Annotated in this window: 15 protein-coding genes and 1 pseudogene; 6 read left to right on the plus strand and 10 right to left on the minus strand. The window is 67.5% G+C overall.

Annotation, left to right across the window (positions count from 1 at the left end):
* Window positions 1-8: 8 nt before the first annotated feature.
* From GIW57_RS12040 to GIW57_RS12050, 3 genes and pseudogenes are all read right to left on the minus strand, one after another.
* The gene (locus tag GIW57_RS12040) at window positions 9-2135 is read right to left on the minus strand and encodes a GGDEF domain-containing protein (protein ID WP_236511023.1); all 2127 of its coding nucleotides are present in this window, start codon (window positions 2133-2135) and stop codon (window positions 9-11) included.
* A pseudogene (locus GIW57_RS23775) lies at window positions 2132-2227 on the minus strand (metal-binding protein); the annotation flags it as partial. The pseudogene GIW57_RS23775 and the gene GIW57_RS12040, both read right to left, overlap by 4 nt.
* A gap of 321 nt (window positions 2228-2548) precedes the next feature.
* The gene (locus GIW57_RS12050; protein ID WP_236511030.1) at window positions 2549-3319 is read right to left on the minus strand and encodes an RNA methyltransferase; all 771 of its coding nucleotides are present in this window, start codon (window positions 3317-3319) and stop codon (window positions 2549-2551) included.
* A gap of 120 nt (window positions 3320-3439) precedes the next feature.
* Here GIW57_RS12050 and GIW57_RS12055 point away from each other — a divergent pair, with 120 nt between their 5' ends.
* Window positions 3440-4267 (plus strand): inositol monophosphatase family protein, encoded by an 828-nt coding sequence (locus GIW57_RS12055; RefSeq protein ID WP_089236240.1) that lies wholly within the window; start codon window positions 3440-3442, stop codon window positions 4265-4267.
* 738 nt (window positions 4268-5005) lie between these two features.
* On the opposite strand, the gene htpX is transcribed toward GIW57_RS12055, so the two are convergent.
* On the minus strand, window positions 5006-5872 hold the full coding sequence (gene htpX / locus GIW57_RS12060; protein ID WP_236511032.1) for a protease HtpX: 867 nt from the start codon (window positions 5870-5872) through the stop codon (window positions 5006-5008).
* Window positions 5873-5965: 93 nt separating this feature from the next.
* Here htpX and gluQRS point away from each other — a divergent pair, with 93 nt between their 5' ends.
* The 3 genes from gluQRS to phaR all read left to right on the plus strand — a co-directional run bounded on the left by gluQRS (window position 5966) and on the right by phaR (window position 8371).
* The gene (gluQRS, locus tag GIW57_RS12065; protein WP_236511035.1) at window positions 5966-6886 is read left to right on the plus strand and encodes a tRNA glutamyl-Q(34) synthetase GluQRS; all 921 of its coding nucleotides are present in this window, start codon (window positions 5966-5968) and stop codon (window positions 6884-6886) included.
* Between the two features lie 17 nt (window positions 6887-6903).
* Window positions 6904-7644 (plus strand): acetoacetyl-CoA reductase, encoded by a 741-nt coding sequence (gene phbB, locus GIW57_RS12070; protein WP_089236243.1) that lies wholly within the window; start codon window positions 6904-6906, stop codon window positions 7642-7644.
* Between the two features lie 181 nt (window positions 7645-7825).
* Window positions 7826-8371: a polyhydroxyalkanoate synthesis repressor PhaR gene (phaR, locus tag GIW57_RS12075; protein ID WP_100461017.1), complete on the plus strand. Its 546-nt coding sequence runs from the start codon at window positions 7826-7828 to the stop codon at window positions 8369-8371.
* 81 nt (window positions 8372-8452) lie between these two features.
* Here phaR and GIW57_RS12080 read toward each other — a convergent pair whose 3' ends face one another.
* From GIW57_RS12080 to GIW57_RS12105, 6 genes are all read right to left on the minus strand, one after another.
* Complete coding sequence (locus GIW57_RS12080) at window positions 8453-9400, minus strand: TraB/GumN family protein (protein ID WP_100460747.1); 948 nt, start codon at window positions 9398-9400, stop codon at window positions 8453-8455.
* A gap of 2 nt (window positions 9401-9402) precedes the next feature.
* Window positions 9403-10332 carry a DUF1684 domain-containing protein gene (locus GIW57_RS12085; RefSeq protein WP_236511038.1) on the minus strand — a complete coding sequence of 310 codons (930 nt, stop codon included), beginning with the start codon at window positions 10330-10332 and terminating at the stop codon, window positions 9403-9405.
* A gap of 11 nt (window positions 10333-10343) precedes the next feature.
* A complete protein-coding gene (gene mutL, locus GIW57_RS12090; protein WP_236511041.1) occupies window positions 10344-12245 on the minus strand; it encodes a DNA mismatch repair endonuclease MutL in 1902 nt (633 codons plus the stop codon).
* 128 nt (window positions 12246-12373) lie between these two features.
* A complete protein-coding gene (locus GIW57_RS12095) occupies window positions 12374-13957 on the minus strand; it encodes an N-acetylmuramoyl-L-alanine amidase (protein WP_236511043.1) in 1584 nt (527 codons plus the stop codon).
* An 82-nt stretch (window positions 13958-14039) separates the two neighbouring features.
* On the minus strand, window positions 14040-14522 hold the full coding sequence (gene tsaE / locus GIW57_RS12100) for a tRNA (adenosine(37)-N6)-threonylcarbamoyltransferase complex ATPase subunit type 1 TsaE (protein ID WP_100460770.1): 483 nt from the start codon (window positions 14520-14522) through the stop codon (window positions 14040-14042).
* Window positions 14519-16003 carry an NAD(P)H-hydrate dehydratase gene (locus GIW57_RS12105; RefSeq protein WP_236511045.1) on the minus strand — a complete coding sequence of 495 codons (1485 nt, stop codon included), beginning with the start codon at window positions 16001-16003 and terminating at the stop codon, window positions 14519-14521. The genes tsaE and GIW57_RS12105 overlap by 4 nt, the downstream gene beginning before the upstream one ends.
* 23 nt (window positions 16004-16026) lie before the next feature.
* Between GIW57_RS12105 and queG the strand changes: the two genes are divergently transcribed.
* Complete coding sequence (queG, locus tag GIW57_RS12110; RefSeq protein ID WP_100460780.1) at window positions 16027-17097, plus strand: tRNA epoxyqueuosine(34) reductase QueG; 1071 nt, start codon at window positions 16027-16029, stop codon at window positions 17095-17097.
* A 45-nt stretch (window positions 17098-17142) separates the two neighbouring features.
* Window positions 17143-18483: an exodeoxyribonuclease VII large subunit gene (gene xseA, locus GIW57_RS12115; RefSeq protein WP_236511048.1), complete on the plus strand. Its 1341-nt coding sequence runs from the start codon at window positions 17143-17145 to the stop codon at window positions 18481-18483.
* Window positions 18484-18665 lie beyond the last annotated feature (182 nt).

The following is an 18665-nucleotide window of genomic DNA, read 5'->3' on the forward strand; positions in this document are numbered from 1 at the left end:
ATCTACTCTCATGCGCCCGATTCGATCATCCGCACCACTTCAGTGGCAGTGACCGGGTGGCTCAACCGATAGCCCTGGCCCAGGTCGCAGCCACGCTGGGCAAGCAGCTCGAACTGCGCCTCCTGCTCGATACCCTCGGCCACCACCGTGATGCCCAGTGCGTGGGCCATGGCGATGATCGCCGTAGTCAGGGCCAGATCGTCCGGGTCGCGCTGCATGTCGGCGACGAAGCTCTTGTCGATCTTGACCCCGTCCACCGGCACCTGCCGCAGGTGGCTGAGACCGGAGAAGCCGGTACCGAAGTCGTCCAGCCACACCTTCACCCCCGCCCGGTGCAGACGGTCCAGCAGCTGCGCGGCCAGCATTTCATCGCCGATCACCGCCGTCTCGGTCAGCTCCAGGTGCAGGCGCGAGGCCGGCAGGCCCGACTCCTGCAGGCACTGCGCGACCAACGCCGGCAGCTCACCGCCGCGCAACTGCCGTGGCGACACATTGACCGAGACGAACAGTTCGTCGCCGGCCACGCCGCTGGGCCACTGCACGGCTTCCATGCAGGCGGCACGCAGCACCTTCGGGCCGATGATCTCGATCAGGCCACTCTGCTCGGCCACCTCGATGAACACCGAGGGCGGGATCGTGCCCAGCGTCGGGTGCTGCCAGCGCAGCAGCACTTCCACACCGACCATGCGGCGGTCGCGCATGCGGAAGATCGGCTGGTAGGCCAGCCGCAGCTCGCCGCGCTCCCAGGCGCCGCGCAGCTCCTGCTCCATGTGCACGCGGCGTTCGACAGCGTGATCCATGGCCCGGCTGTAGTAGCGGTAGCAGTTCTTGCCCGCCATCTTCGCCTGGTACATCGCGATGTCGCCGTTCTTCAGCAGCGTTGTCGCATCCGCAGCGTCGTCGGGGAACAGGGTCACACCGATCGAAGTGCCCAGGAACAGTTCCCTGCCCTGCACCACCAGCGGCTTGCCCAGCTCGCGTACCAGCACCTCGGCCAGCAACCGCGCATTGGCCGCGACATCGCCATCGCCGACCAGGATCACGAATTCGTCGCCGCCGAACCGTGCCAGCAATGCGTCATCGCCGCCGGCCTCGGTCACTGCACGGCCGATGCGCTGGGCGAACTGCAGCAGTGCCTCGTCGCCGGCCTCATGGCCCAGCGTGTCGTTGACCCGCTTGAAATCATCGATATCGGCGAACAGCAGGCCCAACCGGTGATTGGACGCACGTGCGGCCATCAACCGGTGGTCCAGCGCCTCACGGAACGCCAACCGGTTGGTGAGGCCGGTCAACGCGTCGGTGTAGGCCATGCGCCGCACTTCGCGGTCGTGGCGGGCAATCGCATCACGCATGCGGGCAAAGCCGCGCACCAGTTCACCCACCTCGTCGTCGCGGGTGTTTTCCCGCAGCGGCGCCTGATAGTCGCCGGCTTCGATGCGCCGGGCAGCCGCGGCCAGATCGCGGATCGGCGCCACCAGCGTGCGCTGCACGTACAGGATCACCACCACGCCGATCACCACCAGCAGGGCCAGCATCAGCAGCAGCCAGCCCAGATGCCGGCTTCCCATCTGCTGCAGCCGCTCATCGAGGGTCGCGTTGGCCGCCTGCTCACGCTGCAGCACTTCATCCAGCGCCATGCCGACGCGGACGCCACCGATGCGCTGATTACCCATCGTGATCGGCATCGCGTTGTCGAGCACCGTGGGCGACTGCTGCACCACCAGCGATTGCGCGGCAACCGCCCCGGCCGCCAGCGGATCGGTCATCGGCCGTCCGGATCCGGGCACCCCGGCCGAGCCGTCGTGGACCAGCCGCCCGCGGTCGTCGAACACCAGTACATAACGCACCACCGACTGCCGCGAAATGCTGCGCACCAGCGCCCCGACCTGGTCCAGGTCGTTGTTGTGGAGAGGGCCGGCAAGCGCTTCGGACAGCTCGCGCACCATGGCCTCGCCACGGCTGCGCACGCTGCGGTCGAACAGTTCGTGGATGAAGCCGTTGCTGAGCGACCTCACCTCGCCCTGCATCGCCGCCTGCCGCCCCAGCAGCACGGCCAGGATCGCCACCACCACCAGCATCGCCCCGCCCATCGCAAGCAGGAACCGGGCCTGCATTCCCGAGCCGAGCAACTTCATTCCACTTCCATCCGCACGCGCGTCGACCCTTGTTTCAATCCATCCAGCCACGGCTGCGCATGCGCATCGACGCGGCGGAAACCGGAAGCCCCCAACACCTTCTCAAACGCACTCTGCACCCGCCGATAACAGACGACACGCGGCAGCACGCTGGACGCGCGACCGAACGCCGGCGGCGCCGGTCCGGCAACCGCACGGTCCACACTGCCGAGCGCATGATCCTGCGTCATCGCGAGTCGCCCCTCTCCGCTGCCCAACGCCCCCATCGCCGAGCCGGCGCAGCACGCGCCGTCCCGGCCAGCAGGGCCAAGGCCAGGCTCAGCAGTTCCCCCTGCATTGCCCTACGCAGACCCGACACAAGCATCATCCCCCAAGGGTATCCGGACAGACTACCCGAAAAAATGGGGCCGTCGTCAGCTGTCCTTGCCGTTCTTCTGGGCCAGGCGCGCCATGCGCTGGGTATCGGCCAGGATGCCGCGCAGCAGGCGCACTTCCTGCTCGCTTGGCTCGCTGCGCAGGAACAGACGGCGCAGCTTGCGCATCGCCGACTCGGGCGCGCGTCCCTTGTGGAAATCGATCTCGTCCAGCGTCTCGCCGAGCTGGGCGAAGAAGCTCTCCATCTGATCGTGGCTGGCAGCCTGCTCGCGGGTGTCCGGCTCGGTCGCGGCCACGGGCTGCGCGCCCAGCAGCTGCATGCGCACTTCATAGGCCAGCACCTGCACCGCGGCCGCCAGGTTGAGCGAGCTGAACTCAGGGTCGGACGGAATGTGCACTGCGGCATGGCACAGCTGCAGCTCCTCGTTGGTCAGGCCGGTACGCTCACGGCCGAACACCAGCGCCACCTCGGCGCCTTCGCCGGCCTTGGCCACTGCGCGGGCGGCGGCATCGGCCGGCAGGAACTCCTCCAGCTGGACCCGGCGCGCACGTGCGGTGCACCCCAGCACGAACCGGCAGTCGGCCACGGCTTCTGCGAGGGTGGCCACCACGGGTGCGTCGCCGAGCACGTCCTCGGCACCGGCCGAGCGCCGGAAGGCCTCTTCATCAAGCGGCTTCTCTGGTGCTACCAGCACCAGGCGGGCCAGGCCCATGGTCTTCAGGGCACGGGCGGCGGCGCCCATGTTGCCGGGGTGTTGGGTCCCGACCAGGACGAATCGGAGGCGGGTGGCGACAGGAAACTGGGACATGAACAGGGAAAATGTCGAGCTGGACGAAGACCAATGGTAAACTGTGCGGCCGGCCACTGCGCCGGACCCGCTCTTTTCCCCCGCCAGCCCTTCTCTTCTGCCCTTCCGGGAGCCCATGCCATGCAGAAACCCGCCGTAACCGTCATGGTCAAGGCCGCCCGCCTCGCCGGCAACGTCCTCTTGCGCAACATCAACAAGCTCGAGGCACTGAATGTAGTCCAGAAGGGCCGCATGGACTACGCCAGCGAAGTCGATGCGGACGCGGAAAAGGTGATCGTCAAGGAACTCAAGCGCGCTTACCCCGAGTACGGCATCTTCGGTGAAGAAGGTGGCGTACAGAGCGAGCGTCGCCACATGTGGGTCATCGACCCGCTGGACGGCACCAGCAACTACCTGCGCGGCGTACCGCACTACTGCGTGTCGATCGCCCTGGTCGAGAACGGCGAGCCGACCGACGCGGTGATCTTCGACCCGCTGCGCAACGAGCTGTTCACTGCCAGCCGCGGCGCCGGCGCCGTGCTCAACGACCGTCGCATCCGCGTTGCCGACCGCAAGGATCTGGAAGGCACCATGATCCACACCGGTTTCGCCCCGCGCGAGCGTGCACGCGCCAGCGCGCAGCTGAAGTCGGTGGACGCCCTGCTGGTGCACGCCGAGGACATCCGCCGCTCGGGTTCGGCCGCGCTGGACCTGGCCTACGTGGCCTGTGGCCGCGCCGATGCCTACTTCGAGGCCGGCGTGAAGGCCTGGGACATCGCCGCCGGTGTGCTGCTGGTGCGCGAAGCCGGTGGCAAGGTCTGCGACTTCAAGGGCGCGACCCCGGCCCGCATGGACAACCGCGGCCCGGACACCCAGCAGATCGTGGCCGGCAACCTGAAGGTGGCCGAGTCGCTGCAGAAGGTACTGGTCAACACCGGCTACGCTGCCGAGTTCGACGCGAAGTTCTGAATTTCCGCGTAAAGCGGTTCATGGAGACGGCACCTGCGAAGGTGCCGTTTTCGTTTGCGCGGTGATCGTGCTTGTCACTTTCATCGTGCTTGTCACTTTCTTTGCTCGTGCACCGCGCTGCAGGAGCAGCGCGGAACGGCGCAGCCGGCCCGCAGGGTGGCGCACAGGGATGTGCGCCATCAAGAAAGTAACCAAAGAAACGCTCCGCCGGCCGCGAGCCGTCGTGCTTCGCACGTCGGTTCCCTGCGCTCCTCGGTCCGTCGAGGGACGGTGCGGGAACTCGCTACGCTCAGACACCCGCACCTCTTCGCCCTCGCCGGACCTGCGGTGCTCGGCTCGCTATAAGGCGGACTGGAAGATCAAGATCAACGGCAAGAGCATCCACGCATGGCGTGGATCTACTGGGTGCAGCTGTGGCTTTTGATCTTGGGTCCGCCTTGTAGCGAGCCGAGCATCGCAGGGGAATCAGGGGCGCAGAGGCGCCGATGTCTGAGCGCGGCGAGTTCGGCGCCGTCCCCTGATTCCCCGAGAAGCGCAGGGCACCGATGCGCAGCATCGGCTCGCGGACTGGCGGCGTGTTTCTTTGGTTACTTTCTTTGCACGAGCAAAGAAAGTGACACCTCCCCGCAGGCGCGGAAACGAGTCGCCGGGCGAGCCCGGCGCCAGCAATACATCCCCGCAAACAAAAACGCCCGGCGCGAGGCCAGGCGTTCCTGCATCTCCATCGGGGGCCGGAGCTTACGCCGCGGTCGACGCCCGCAGCGCGGCAATGCGCTCTTCCAGCGGCGGATGGCTCATGAACAGCTTCTTCGCCGTCGAACCGGCAATACCGAACGCGGCGATCTGCGTCGGCAAGGTGCTCTGGCCGTGGTTGAGCTGCAGGCGCTCCAGCGCCGAGATCATCTTCTGACGACCGGCCAGCGATGCACCGCCGGCATCGGCACGGAACTCGCGGTGGCGCGAGAACCACATCGAGATCATCGTGGCGAACAGGCCGAACACCATCTCCAGCACGAATACGATGATGTAGTAGGCAAAGCCACGGCCGCCGCCTTCGCGGTTGCCGGACAGCGCGCTGTCGATCACGCCGCCGACCACGCGGGCCAGCACGATCACGAAGGTGTTCAGCACGCCCTGCAGCAGTGCCATGGTGATCATGTCACCGTTGGCGACGTGGGCGATCTCGTGGCCGAGCACGGCTTCGGCTTCGTCCTCGCTCATGTTGTGCAGCAGGCCGGTGGACACCGCCACCAGCGCGTTGTTGCGGTTCGCACCGGTGGCGAACGCGTTGATCTCCGGGCCGTCATACACCGCCACTTCCGGCATGCCGATACCGGCCGCCTTGGCCTGGCGTTCGACGGTGGCCAGCAGCCAGCGCTCGGTCTGGTTGCGCGGCTCGGTGATCACCACTGCACCGGTGGAGCGCTTGGCCATCCACTTGGACAGCAGCAGCGAGATGAGGGAGCCACCGAAACCGAAGATCGCGGCCATGACCAGCAGGCCGCTCATCTGGTTCGAATTGACCCCCAGCAACGACATCACGATGCTGGCGAGGATCAGGACCGCGAAGTTGGTCGCCAGGAACAGGGCAATGCGGGTAAACATGGGAAATTCCGGCTTGGAAGGGGTCGATATCCGTCAATTTGCGGTGCGGTCAGCTTGAATTCAAGCGCCAACCTGACCGACGATTCAGCCTGCATGACTTTCTCCCTTCCCTGCGGCCGTTTTGCGCCCTCGCCCACCGGCCTGCTGCATCCCGGCTCCCTGCTCGCCGCCTTCGGCAGCTGGCTGCTCGCGCGCCACCATGGCGGCCTGTGGCGGTTGCGCATCGAGGACGTCGATCCACCCCGCACGGTTGCCGGTGCGGCACAGGTGCAGCTGCAGACCCTGGCCGCGTTCGGTCTGGTCCATGATGGGCCGGTGATCTGGCAAAGCGCGCGCGGCGACGCCTATCAGACTGCGCTGGACCGCCTGCTGGCCAATGGCAACGCGTTTGTCTGCCACTGCAGCCGCAGCGACTTGGCCGCCAACGGTGGCCTGCACCACCACTGCGTCGCGCGGCAGACAAGACCGGACCCCGCCGTCCGCTTCCGGGTACCTGCGGGCAGCGTGGTGCATTTCGAGGATGGCCTGCGCGGCCGGCAGCAACAGGATGTCCATGCCGAGGTCGGCGACTTCGTTCTGCGCCGCGCCGACGGCTGCTGGGCCTACCAGTTGGCGGTGGTCGTCGACGATGCCGCGCAGGGCGTGAACGAGGTCGTGCGTGGCGCCGACCTGCTCGATTCCACCGCCCGCCAGATCCTGCTGCAGCAGGCACTCGACCTGCCGACGCCGCGCTACTGGCACCTGCCGCTGCTGCTGGATGCACCGGGCCACAAACTGTCCAAGTCACTGGCCGCGCTGCCGGTGGATGCCCGCGAGCCGGTACCGGTGCTGCGCCGGTTGTGGGAACTGCTGGGCCAGCCGAGCACCGCACTGGAAGGCATCGACGACCGCGATGCGCTGTTGGCCGCCGCGCAGCGCAGCTTCGACCCCGGCCTGCTGCCGCGCGCGGACATCCTGCTGCCGGCGGGCGCACTTTCCGCGCCGATGTTGCAGAATCCCCCTTCCCCCACCTGATATCCGGACAGCTTTCCATGACATCTCGCGTCGCACTGGTCACCGGCGGAACCGGCGGCATCGGTACCGCCATCTGCCAACGCCTGGCCGACCAGGGCCACCGCGTCGCCACCAACTACCGTGACGAGGCCAAGGCCCGCGCCTGGCAGCAGGCGATGACCGAACGGGGCTACCAGGTGTCGATCTTCCCGGGCGATGTCTCCGACTCGGCCAGCGCCGAAGCCCTGATCCGTGCGGTCGAAGCCGAACTGGGCCCGGTCGAGATCCTGGTCAACAACGCCGGCATCACCCGCGACACCACCTTCCACCGCATGCGCGCGGAGCAGTGGCACGATGTGATCAACACCAACCTCAATTCGGTGTTCAACGTCACCCGCCCGGTCATCGAAGGCATGCGTCGACGCGGCTGGGGCCGGGTCATCCAGATCAGCTCGATCAACGGCCTGAAGGGCCAGTACGGCCAGGCCAACTACGCCGCCGCCAAGGCCGGCATGCACGGCTTCACCATCTCGCTGGCGCGCGAGAATGCAGGCTTCGGCATCACCGTGAACACCATCTCGCCCGGCTATGTGGCCACCGACATGGTGATGGCGGTGCCCGAGGAAGTGCGCGCCAAGATCATCGCCGACATCCCGACGGGGCGCCTGGGCAAACCGGAAGAAATCGCCTATGGCGTGTCCTTCCTGGTAGCCGAAGAAGCCTCGTGGATCACCGGCAGCAACCTGGACATCAACGGCGGCCACCACATGGGCTGGTAAACGGCGCCAAGGCCGGCTGAGGGGGTGTGCTGCACCCTGCCGTTGGTCATGCTGCGCAGCACGCAAAGCCTTGTTGCGCAACATTCCGGCGACGGAAAACCAAGCCTGGCGGGGGCTGGGGCGGTTGCAACCGCTGCTGCACTGCGCCATGCTGCGCGTCTACTGTGACGAGTACCGCTTCATGGCTGCGACCCGCATCATCAAGAAGTATCCGAACCGCCGTCTGTACGACACCGAGATCTCCAGCTACATCACCATCGAGGACGTGCGCCAGCTGATCCTCGACGGCGAAGACTTCGAAGTCCGCGACGCCAAGAGCGGCGACGACCTGACCCGATCGGTCCTGCTGCAGATCATCGCCGACCAGGAGCAGGACGGTGAACCGATGCTCTCCACCCAGCTGCTGAGCCAGCTGATCCGCTTCTACGGCGATTCCCTGCAGGGCTTCATGGGCAACTACCTGGAGCGCAGCATGCAGGTCTTCCTCGACCAGCAGCAGCAGTTCCGCCAGCAGATGGGCAACCTGCTGGGGCAGACGCCGTGGGCGATGATGAACCAGCTGACCGAGCGCAACCTGGAGCTGTGGCAGGAATTCCAGCGCAACATGGGCAGCGGTTTCGGTGGCCCGCGTCCCGGTGGCACCGGAACGGGCACCGGCACCGGCACGGCCGGCAAGCCGGGCGAGCCGACCGGCGGCACGGGTACCGGCGGCAAGACCCGCCGCTGAGGCAACCGCCCCGGCTGATACGAAAACGGCGCGCCATGGGCGCGCCGTTTTGTTTTCAACGCCACCATACGTGGCGTGGATCTACGAACGTTTGGCCTTGCATGCCGAGCACACCCGCTCGACCTTGTAGCCCTTCGCGCGCAGCTTCTCCACCACGCCATCGTTGCCCAGCAGGTGCAGGCCGCCCACCACCACCAGCGTACCGCCCTGCCCGGCCTGCAGGTACGGCAGCAGCTTGGGCACCCATGCATCGTTGCGGTCGGTATTGATGCGCTGATAGAGCTGCGGATACTTCTGGCGCATCTCCACGCCCATCCGGTTCCACAACAGGCGATCATCGCCGCGACGCCAGGCCTCATGCAGCATCTGCGCCTGGGCATCGCCCTTGCCTGCTTCGTCCAGCGCCTCGGACAGCATCTGCCGCTGCTCCTGCACGCTCATGCCATCAAGCAGGTTGATCTGGCTGGACATGTCTTCCAGGCCTGCGGTCTTCTTGCCGGCCTTCTGTGCCCGCTGCATGAAATGACGGTCCAGCCCCAGCTCCGCGTCCAGGCCCAGCTTCTGCATCTGCGCCACGGTGATGGTCAGGCCGACGAACCACGCCTTCATGCCCTGCAGTTGCGCCAACGGCAGTTTGTTCTGCGTCGCATAGGCCTGCAGCTTCTGCCAGGTCGGCGCATCCAGGTCACGCTTGAGCTCGCTGCCATCCTTGCGGGTAGCGACTTGCACCATCTGGCTGGCCATCTGCGGCGACTGCAGTTCCTCTGGCGTCACTTCGAACAGCACGCGCTGCGAGGCTTCGAATGCCTGCTCGACGTCAGTCGACAGCGGATAGTCCTGTGGCTTCAACAGGTGGAAGGAACCCAGCAGGTACAGGCGTGCATCTCCCTGCCCGGTGACCTTCCACAGCAGCGGTACCGGCGGCTTGCCCGCCGACGTGTCGGCTGGCGCATCGCGCGCGATGGCCAACGGGCCGACGGCGCAGGCAACGAGAAAAACGGCACTGCGCAACAACAGTTTCATCAACATGTTCAGCCCTCTCCTTCAGGCAGGTGATACGCCTTCTCACCCGCTTCCACGCGCAGATCCAAGCGGTTTTCCGGCGGCGCCAACGGGCAGGTCGCATAAGCGGTGAACGCGCACGGTGGGTTGTGCGCGTGGTTGAAATCAATCGTCACGTGGCCGTCGGCGGTGGGCGCATCGGTATCCAGATAGCGGCCAGCAGGATAGCTGCCGTGGCCACTGGTACGGTCGGCGAAGATCAGGAACAGCGGCTGCCCCGGCTCGCCGATTGCTTCCAGCCGCCAGCTGCGGCCGTCGCGTTCGAATTCCACGGCACCGGCGTTGGGCATCTCGGTGGTCAGGCCGGTGATGTCCACGATCGGCAGGGTCTTGCCCGGAGGATGCGCGATGAAACGCGCCTGTACCTGCCACTGCGGACCACCGGGCCAGTACTGCAGGCCGGCGAAATCGCGGCGCGCGGGTGCATCGGCATGCTTGACCCGCAGCGCATCGCGCGCGCCGCGACGAATCAGGCTGAGCTGGCCCTTGCCACCATCGAAGGCCAGCAGGGTCGGCTGCGGATCCTTGTCGGTATCCATGCGCACACGCCCGCGCACAGGCTGTCCGTCGAGGGTGACATCGGTGCCGGACTCCGGCGTGAACCACCACTGGTCGCCTTCACGGCGCAACAGCCCCAGCTTGGCCGGCCCCACCGCCAGGCGGATGCCGCTGGTGGCGCCACTGCCGACGAAGTGCGACCGGTTCTGCAACCAGTGCAGGCCGACCAGCGCGGTCCAGCCATCGGGCCGGGTCAGGTCCTGGTAACGCAGCACCCGCCATTGCTGTTGCTGCGCGGCGAATGCCGGATCCTCAACGACGGCTGGCGCCGGCGTCGATGCCGGGCTGCAGGCCGCCAGCAACAGGGCCGCCAGCAGGCCGCCCATTCCCCAAAGTCGCATCGGTGCTCCCCTCAACGTCCGCGCAGGAACCAGCGGTCGATCTCCGCCAGCGAAAAACGGGCCCAGGTCGGCCGGCCGTGGTTGCACTGGCCGGACCGTTCGGTGATTTCCATGTCGCGCAGCAGCGCGTTCATTTCCGGCACGGTCAGGCGCCGGTTGGCACGCACAGCGCCATGGCAGGCCATGGTCGACAGCAGCTCGTCGCGCGCAGTGGCGATGCGACGGCTCTGGCCATGCTCGCGCAGGTCGGTCAGTACGTCGCGCAGCAGGCCTTCGGGCTCGGCATGGGCCAGCAGCGCCGGGATGCTGCGCACGTGCAGTGCGCCCGGTCCGGCGCGGGTGATCTCGAACCCGAGGGCGGCCAGCGTATCGGCCTCCGCTTCAGCGGTGTCGGCTTCGCGCTCGCCCACCGCCAGGGTGATCGGCACCAGCAACGGCTGCGACTGCAGACCGATGCCATCGTGCGCATTCTTCAACCGCTCGTAGCCGATGCGTTCGTGCGCCGCATGCATGTCGACCACGATCAGGCCTTCGGCATTCTCGGCCAGGATGTAGATGCCATGCAGCTGGGCAACGGCGTAACCGAGCGGGGGCACCCCGGCGTCGGCACTGGTGACCGGCAGTCCGTTCTCCATCGGCATCGACGGCAGCGCCGCGCCGCGCTCGGCACCGGCGGGCGATGCATACAGCGCAGCATAGGCCGCGGGTGCATCGGCCACCTGCAGGCCCAGCGGCTGCTGCGGGCGCCAACCGGAAAAGCCACCACTTCCGCCCTGCCCCGCACCGGGTGCCGGACCGCGCACGTAGCCGAAGCTGGAGGCCGTGGCCCCCGGCATCGCAGACGCGCTGCTGCCCTCGGCCGGATGCACGGCTCCTGCACCGATCTCCTGCGCGCTCATGCCGGCGCGGGTGTCGGCCAGCGCATCCTTCAAGGTGCGGTAGACGAAGTCATGCACCAGCCGCGAATCACGGAAGCGCACCTCATGCTTGGCCGGGTGCACATTCACATCGACGCGCGTCGGGTCCAGTTCCAGGAACAGCACATAGGCTGGCTGCCGACCGTGATACAGCACGTCGCCGTAAGCCATCTTCACCGCGTGGGCAACACTGCGGTCACGCACCGAACGGCCGTTGACGTACAGGTACTGCTGATCGGTGCTGGCACGCGAATAATGCGGCTGCGCGATCCAGCCATGCAGGCGCAGGCCGGCACTGCTGTGGTCCACGCGCACAGCCTGGCTGGCGAAGTCTTCGCCCAGGGTCTCGGCCAGGCGCACGTCCGAATACAGGTCACCCGGCTTGTAGCGACGCGATGCCTTGCCGTTGTGCGAGACACGCAGCTCGACATCGGGACGGGCCAGTGCCAGCGAGCGCAGCCACTCTTCGATATGCCCCAGTTCGGTGCGCTCGGCACGCAGGAACTTGCGCCGCGCCGGCACGTTGTAGAACAACTCGCGCACTTCCACCGTGGTGCCCGGCGCATGCGCGCGCGGGGTCACCTCGCCGATCTTGCCACCTTCGATCTGCAGTGCCGAACCGTGCTCGTCGTGGGCACGGCGCGAGGACAGGGTGAAACGGCTGACCGAAGCGATCGACGGCAGCGCTTCGCCACGGAAACCCAGCGTCGCCACCGCTTCCAGCTCGTCCAGGTTGGCGATCTTGCTGGTGGCGTGTCGCGAGACCGCCAGCGGCAACTGTTCTGCGGCAATGCCGCTGCCGTTGTCGCGGATGCGGATCAGGCGCACACCGCCTTCTTCCAGTTCGATGTCGACGCGGCTGGCGCCGGCATCGATCGCGTTCTCAACCAGTTCCTTGACCACCGATGCGGGTCGTTCGACCACCTCACCGGCGGCAATCTGATTGATCAGGATTTCCGGCAACGGCCGGATCGGACGCGGATCGGGCGCGTTCATGGGCAGGTGGGGCAGGCAGACGTCATGCCACGATGATAGCGGAGCGGCGACAGGTAGAGTCGAGATCCACCGTGTGCAGCGCCAGCCAGGCAGGGCCTGGCTCTACCGGAAGCGGGTGATCCAGCGGCTTACTTGCTGCCGCCAGCCACGGTGCTTGCGGCGTCGATCTCGGCCTGCGCGCGCGCGGCGTACAACGTCCCCGGCGGCGGTTGGCGGCTGAAGAACGTGTGCACGCCGTCCAGCACTGCACCGGCGACCTTGCGCTGGTAGGCCGGGTCGATCAGCCGGCGCTCCTCATCCGGGTTGGAGATGAACGCGGTTTCCACCAGCATCGCCGGCATGTCCGAGGTGCGCAGCACCGCGAAGTTGGCGCGTTCGATGTTCGGCTTGTGGTTGTTGCCGATCCGCTTCAGCCCGCCCAGCACGTGGCCGGCGGCATCCTCGGAGGATTTCATGTAACCACTCTGGGCCAGGTCCAGCAGGACGTTGGCCAACGTGCCTTCGGTCTGCTGCAGGCGCACGCCACCGACCAGATCGGCGGCGTTTTCCTTGTCCGCCAGCCAGCGCGCACGCTGCGAAGACGCGCCCTTGGTCGACAGCACGTACACCGACGAACCGGTGGCGGAGCGGTTCTCGGCGGCATCGGCGTGGATCGAAATGAAGATGTCGGCCTTGTTCGCACGCGCCTTCTGCGCACGCATCGGCAGCGGGATGAACACATCGCTGTCGCGGGTCAGGAACGCTTTCAGGCCGGGCGTGGCATTGACCTGACGGGCCAGTTCACGCGCCACCGCGAGGGTGACGTCCTTCTCGCGCTTGCCGGTCGGGCCGATGGCACCGGGGTCCTGGCCGCCATGGCCCGGATCGATCGCCACCACCAGGTGACGCATGCCCGGCTGCATGCGGATGCGCGAGGCATCGCTGGGCATGGTCGGACGCGGCGACTCCGTCGGCGCAACGGCAACGGGTGTCGGCACCGGCTTCGGCTGGGTGGCCACAACCGCAGTGGTGGCCTGACCGGCCAGGATCGCTGCCGGCGATGACGTCGGCGTGCTGCTGGCGGTGGTACCTGCTGCCGCCATCTGCACCGGCGTGGTGCTTGGCGCCGGCGTCGGCGCGGCGGGTGCCGCAGCGCTGGCACTGGCTTGCTGCTGCACCTGCGCGGTCAACAGCGCAGTGGCCCGGGCGGCATCGCCACGGGACTGTGCGCTCTGTGCTGGGGTCGGGCCAGAGGTCGACGCCGGGCTCACCGTAGATGCTGCAGGCGGCGGCGTCGGCGCAGGCGTCACCGCCGGTCGGCTGGCAGCCACGGCCGGACCATCGCCCGGCCACTCGATCACCAGCTTGGATTCATTGCCTTCACGCTGCATCTGCGGGCGGAAGGGTGCGACCGTCTCGGCCAGGTCGAATACGACACGGAATGTGCCCGGCACCGGCTGTCCGGTGCGCACCGCCGTGACCACGCCCTGCGGCGAGGGCATCTTCAGGTTGCGCACCGCGCTGGAATCGGGGAAATCGACCACCAGCCGGTTCGGACCGGCCAACGACAGGGTCTTGTAGCCGCCACTGCCGACCAGTGCGATTTCCGCACGGGTTCCGGTAGAACCGGTATTCAGCAGGACCTGACGGACCTCACCGGCCCACGCACTGACGCTCGCCAGACCAAGTCCGACGGCGGCACAGATGGCAATGAGTCGATTCCCCGGGCGCATGACTCAGGATTCAATCACCGCACTGAACGGAATGCAATACCTTTTTCCTTAATAATCCGTAACCTGCCGGTGTTTGTTCTCGTCAGCCGACAGAAAGGGCCTGCAAGTCGCCACCTTCGGGAAGCCGCGACAGCCATTCACGTCCCGCGTCGCTGACGCCAGTGAGACGCACGCGACGCCCCTGCCCTTCAATCTCCAGTGCGACCACCAGATCGGTGGGCGGCAGTGCACCGGCACCGCGCTCGGGCCATTCGACCAGCCACAGCACGGCACTGCCCTCGTCCAAGCCAAGGAAATCCAGCTCGCCGGCCTGGCCGATGCGATACAGGTCCAGGTGCCACGCTTCGCCGCCACTGGACAACGGATAGCGCTCCACCAGGGTATAGGTGGGGCTGCGGATCGCACCCTGCACGCCCAGCGCACGCAGCAGCGCGCGTGCTGTGGTCGATTTGCCGGCGCCAAGATCGCCGCGCAGTTCGACCAGCGCCTGCGCTGGACGGGTGGCTGCCAGCCATTGCCCCAGCAGTTCGGTGGCATCGCTGTCGGCAAGGAAGAATTCGGTCATCGGGAACATTCCGGGTTGGCCAGCCGCCGCAGGGGCGCCAGCAGATCAGTGGGAAGCAGGCCGCGGGCACCGTCGGCGGCGGCGACATCACCGGCCAGGGCATGCAGCAGCGCACCGCCGGCCGCCGCATCGACCGCAGACAGGCTCTGCGCGCGCAGGCTGGCGATGATGCCGGTCAACAGGTCACCCATGCCACCCACCGCCATTCCCGGGTTGCCGGCAGCAATCAGTCGAGGTGCGTGGCCGGGCGCGGCGACGACGCTGCCCGCCCCCTTCAGCACCACCACCGCGTGATAGCGCTCGGCCAGCGCCTGCGCGCTGCCATAGCGATCTGCCTGGATGGCCGCCGTGGTGGTTTCCAGCAAGCGCGCGGCTTCGCCGGGGTGTGGGGTCAGGATCGCATCGGCCAGCGCATGCGCATCCTGCGCCAGCAGGTTCAGCGCATCGGCGTCGATCACCAGTGGCAGGCCCGACTGCAGGACACGCGCATACAACGCCCGCGCCCATTCGTCCTGGCCCAGGCCAGGGCCGATCGCCACGACCTTGGCTTTTGCCAGCAACGCGGGCAGCGCAGCGCCATCTTCCAGCGCATGCGTCATCGCCTCAGGCAACCTGGCCAGCAGCGGGCCGACATGGGCCTGACGCGTGCCGATGCTCAGCAGACCTGCACCAGCGCGCAGCGCGGCTTCGGCGGCCATCGCGATGGCACCGCCGCTGCCATGGTTGCCGCCCACGCACAGCACATGGCCGGATTCACCCTTGTGGCTGTTGGCACGACGCGGCGGCAGCAGATCCGGCAGGCGCGACTGCGTCCAGCACTCTGCAGCGGCAACGACTCCCTGCCAGGCCTCGTCGGGCAGCGTCAGCGGTGCCAGCTGTCTGCGCCCGGTGTATTCCAGCGCGTCGCCGGTGTACAGGCCACGATGGGCGACGATGAACTGCAAGGTCAGGGTCGCGCGCACGGCTGCGCCCGGCACGCAGCCACGGTCGGCATCGACACCGCTGGGCACATCCAGCGCCAACACCAGTGCCCGCTGCGCGTTCAGCGCCTCGATCAAGGCCTGCGCCGCACCGCTTGGTGCGCGGGCGAAGCCGAGGCCGAACAGGGCGTCAACCCATACATCGGCCTGGGCCAGTTCGCCGTTGAAATCAGCGACGGTTCCCCCGGCGGACCTGAAATCCGTCGCGGCGCGCTGCGCCAATGGCGTGGAAGGCGGGCTGCCCGGCAGCGCGACCACCTGCACCTGCAGCCCCGCCTGCAGCGCCTGGCGGGCCAGCACGTAACCATCGCCGCCATTGTTGCCGCTGCCAACAACCACGCCGATCCGCCGCGCCTGTGGCCATTGCTGCAGCAGGCATTGCCAGGCCGCCTGTCCCGCCTGGGCCATCAGGCCCCAGCCACCATCGCCCGCCAGCGTGGAGGCCTGGGCATCGAGCATGCGTGCGGCACGGGAATCGAACAGATCGGCGAGGTTGGCCATGCAGGGATTTTATACTGGTGCACATGTCCCCCGTCCCTGCCCCCCTCGATCCGGCCCTGGCCGTACAGCGCATCCGCGACCTCGCGCGTGCGCATGGCTTCCAGCGCTGCGGTATCGCCGGCATCGAACTGGGCGAGGATGAGGCGCACCTGGCCGACTGGCTGGGCCAGGGCCTGTACGGCACGATGGACTGGATGGCCCGCCACGGCACCCTTCGCGCGCGCCCGGCAGAGCTGCTGCCCGGCACGGTGCGGGTGATCTCGGTGGGCATGGACTACAGCCACAAGGATGACACCGAGGCCTGGGCCACGTTGGCCGATCCGGGCCGCGCCTATGTGGCGCGCTACGCACTCGGCCGCGATTACCACAAGCTGATGCGCAACCGCCTGCAGAAGCTGGCCACGCAGATCAACGATGAGGTGGCGCCGCTGGGCTACCGCGTGTTCGTCGACTCGGCGCCGGTGCTGGAGCGCGCACTGGCACGCAACGCGGGGCTGGGCTGGATCGGCAAGCACACCTGCCTGATCGACCGCCACGGCGGCTCGTGGTTCTTCATCGGCGAGATCTACATCGATATCCCGCTGCCGATTGATACGCCGGCCAGCGCCCACTGCGGCACCTGCACCCGTTGCATCGACGTCTGCCCGACCCAGGCCATCACCGGCCCGCAGCGGCTGGATGCGCGCCGCTGCATTTCCTACCTGACCATCGAGCATGACGGCGCGATCCCCGTGGAGATGCGACCACTGATCGGCAACCGCATCTATGGCTGCGACGACTGCCAGCTGGTCTGCCCCTGGAACAAGTTCGCCAAGCGCACCGACGAGGCCGACTTCCGCGCCCGCAACAACCTGGACACCGCACGCCTGGACCAGTTGTTCGCGTGGGACGAAGCTGAATTCCTGCGCCGTACCGAAGGCAGCCCGATCCGCCGCAGCGGCCACGAGCGCTGGCTGCGCAACATCGCCGTGGCACTGGGCAATGCGTCGACCACGGCAGAGACGCTGTCGGCACTGCAGACACGCGCCGAAGATGCTTCACCCGTGGTCCGCGAACACGTGCAATGGGCGCTGGGCCAGCACGGCCTGCGCTGACGTGCGATCCTGAGGCCCCTGCTCCATCTGCCCCACGCCGTAACCATGCAGCCACGCAACAACGACGTCTTCACCCCCAGCCAGCTCAACACCCTCGCCCGCGACCTGCTGGAAGGCAGCTTCCCGGCTATCTGGGTCGAAGCCGAACTGGGCAGCGTGGCGCGCCCGGCGTCCGGCCATCTGTACTTCACCCTGAAGGACGCGCGTGCGCAGTTGCGCGCTGCGATGTTCAGGATGAAGGCGCAGTACCTGAAGTTCGTGCCGCGCGAGGGCATGCGCGTGCTGGTACGTGGCAAGGTGACCCTCTACGACGCCCGTGGCGAGTACCAGATGGTGCTGGACCACATGGAGGAAGCCGGCGAAGGCGCACTGCGGCGCGCGTTCGAGGAACTGAAGGCGCGGCTGGAGGCCGAGGGACTGTTCGACCCGGCCCGCAAGCGGCAGATGCCGGCCCATGTGCAGCGCCTGGCGGTGATCACCTCGCCTACCGGTGCCGCCGTGCGCGATGTGCTGAGCGTGCTCGGCCGCCGCTTCCCGTTGCTGGAAGTGGATCTGCTGCCAACCTTGGTGCAGGGCGCGAGCGCTGCCGCGCAGATCACCCGCCTGCTGCAGGCCGCCGATGCCAGCGGCCGCTACGACGTGATTCTGCTGACCCGCGGCGGTGGCTCACTGGAAGACCTGTGGGCGTTCAACGATGAAGCCCTGGCCCGTGCAATCGCCGCCAGCGGCACGCCTGTTGTATCGGCGGTGGGTCACGAAACCGACTTCAGTCTCAGCGATTTTGCCGCTGACCTGCGCGCACCGACGCCATCGGTGGCCGCAGAACTGCTGGTACCCGATCAGCGCGACCTGGCCCTGCGCCTGCGCCGCAACGCGGCTCGCATGGTGCAGCTGCAACGCCACGCCATGCAGCAGGCCATGCAGCGCGCCGATCGTGCCCTGCTGCGTTTGAATGCACAGAGCCCGCAAGCACGGCTGGATCTGCTGCGCCGGCGCCAACTGGACCTCGGGCGTCGACTGCATGCGGCGCACAACCAGCAGCAGGAGCGTCGCGCGGCCCGCCTGCGCCACGCCGCCGCAGTGTTGCGAGGTCACCATCCGCAACGGCAGATGGAAGCGCTGCGACGTCGCCTTGCCGCGCTGGGCGGGCGCCCGCAAGCGGCACTGCAGCGCCTGCTGCAGCGTGATGCACTGCGCCTGCGTGGCCTTGCACGTTCGCTGGAAGCAGTCAGTCCGCTGGCGACCGTCGCCCGTGGTTACAGCATCGTGACCCGTGCAGACGACGGCACGCTGGTGCGTCGGGTCGAGCAGGTGCAACCGGGTGACGCACTGCAGGCCCGCGTCGGCGACGGCGTGATCGACGTCCAGGTGACGGCGGTCAAATAAGGGGTGTTCGGCAGGGCTGCGCCCTGCACCTGCAGATGCGTTCAAGCAACGGCAACGTCAAATGCAACAGCCGGCGCTGAGCTATCTGTGGGTTTGGTGGGGCAGTGTCGGATTGCGGGGACGCCGCAAGTACGTCCTTGTAGGCTTGGCAGCCGCATCCATGCGGCTGACACCCCGCAATC

The organism is Stenotrophomonas sp. PA-6-5C, assembly GCF_021605635.1.
GTDB classification, from domain to species: Bacteria; Pseudomonadota; Gammaproteobacteria; order Xanthomonadales; family Xanthomonadaceae; genus Stenotrophomonas; species Stenotrophomonas lactitubi.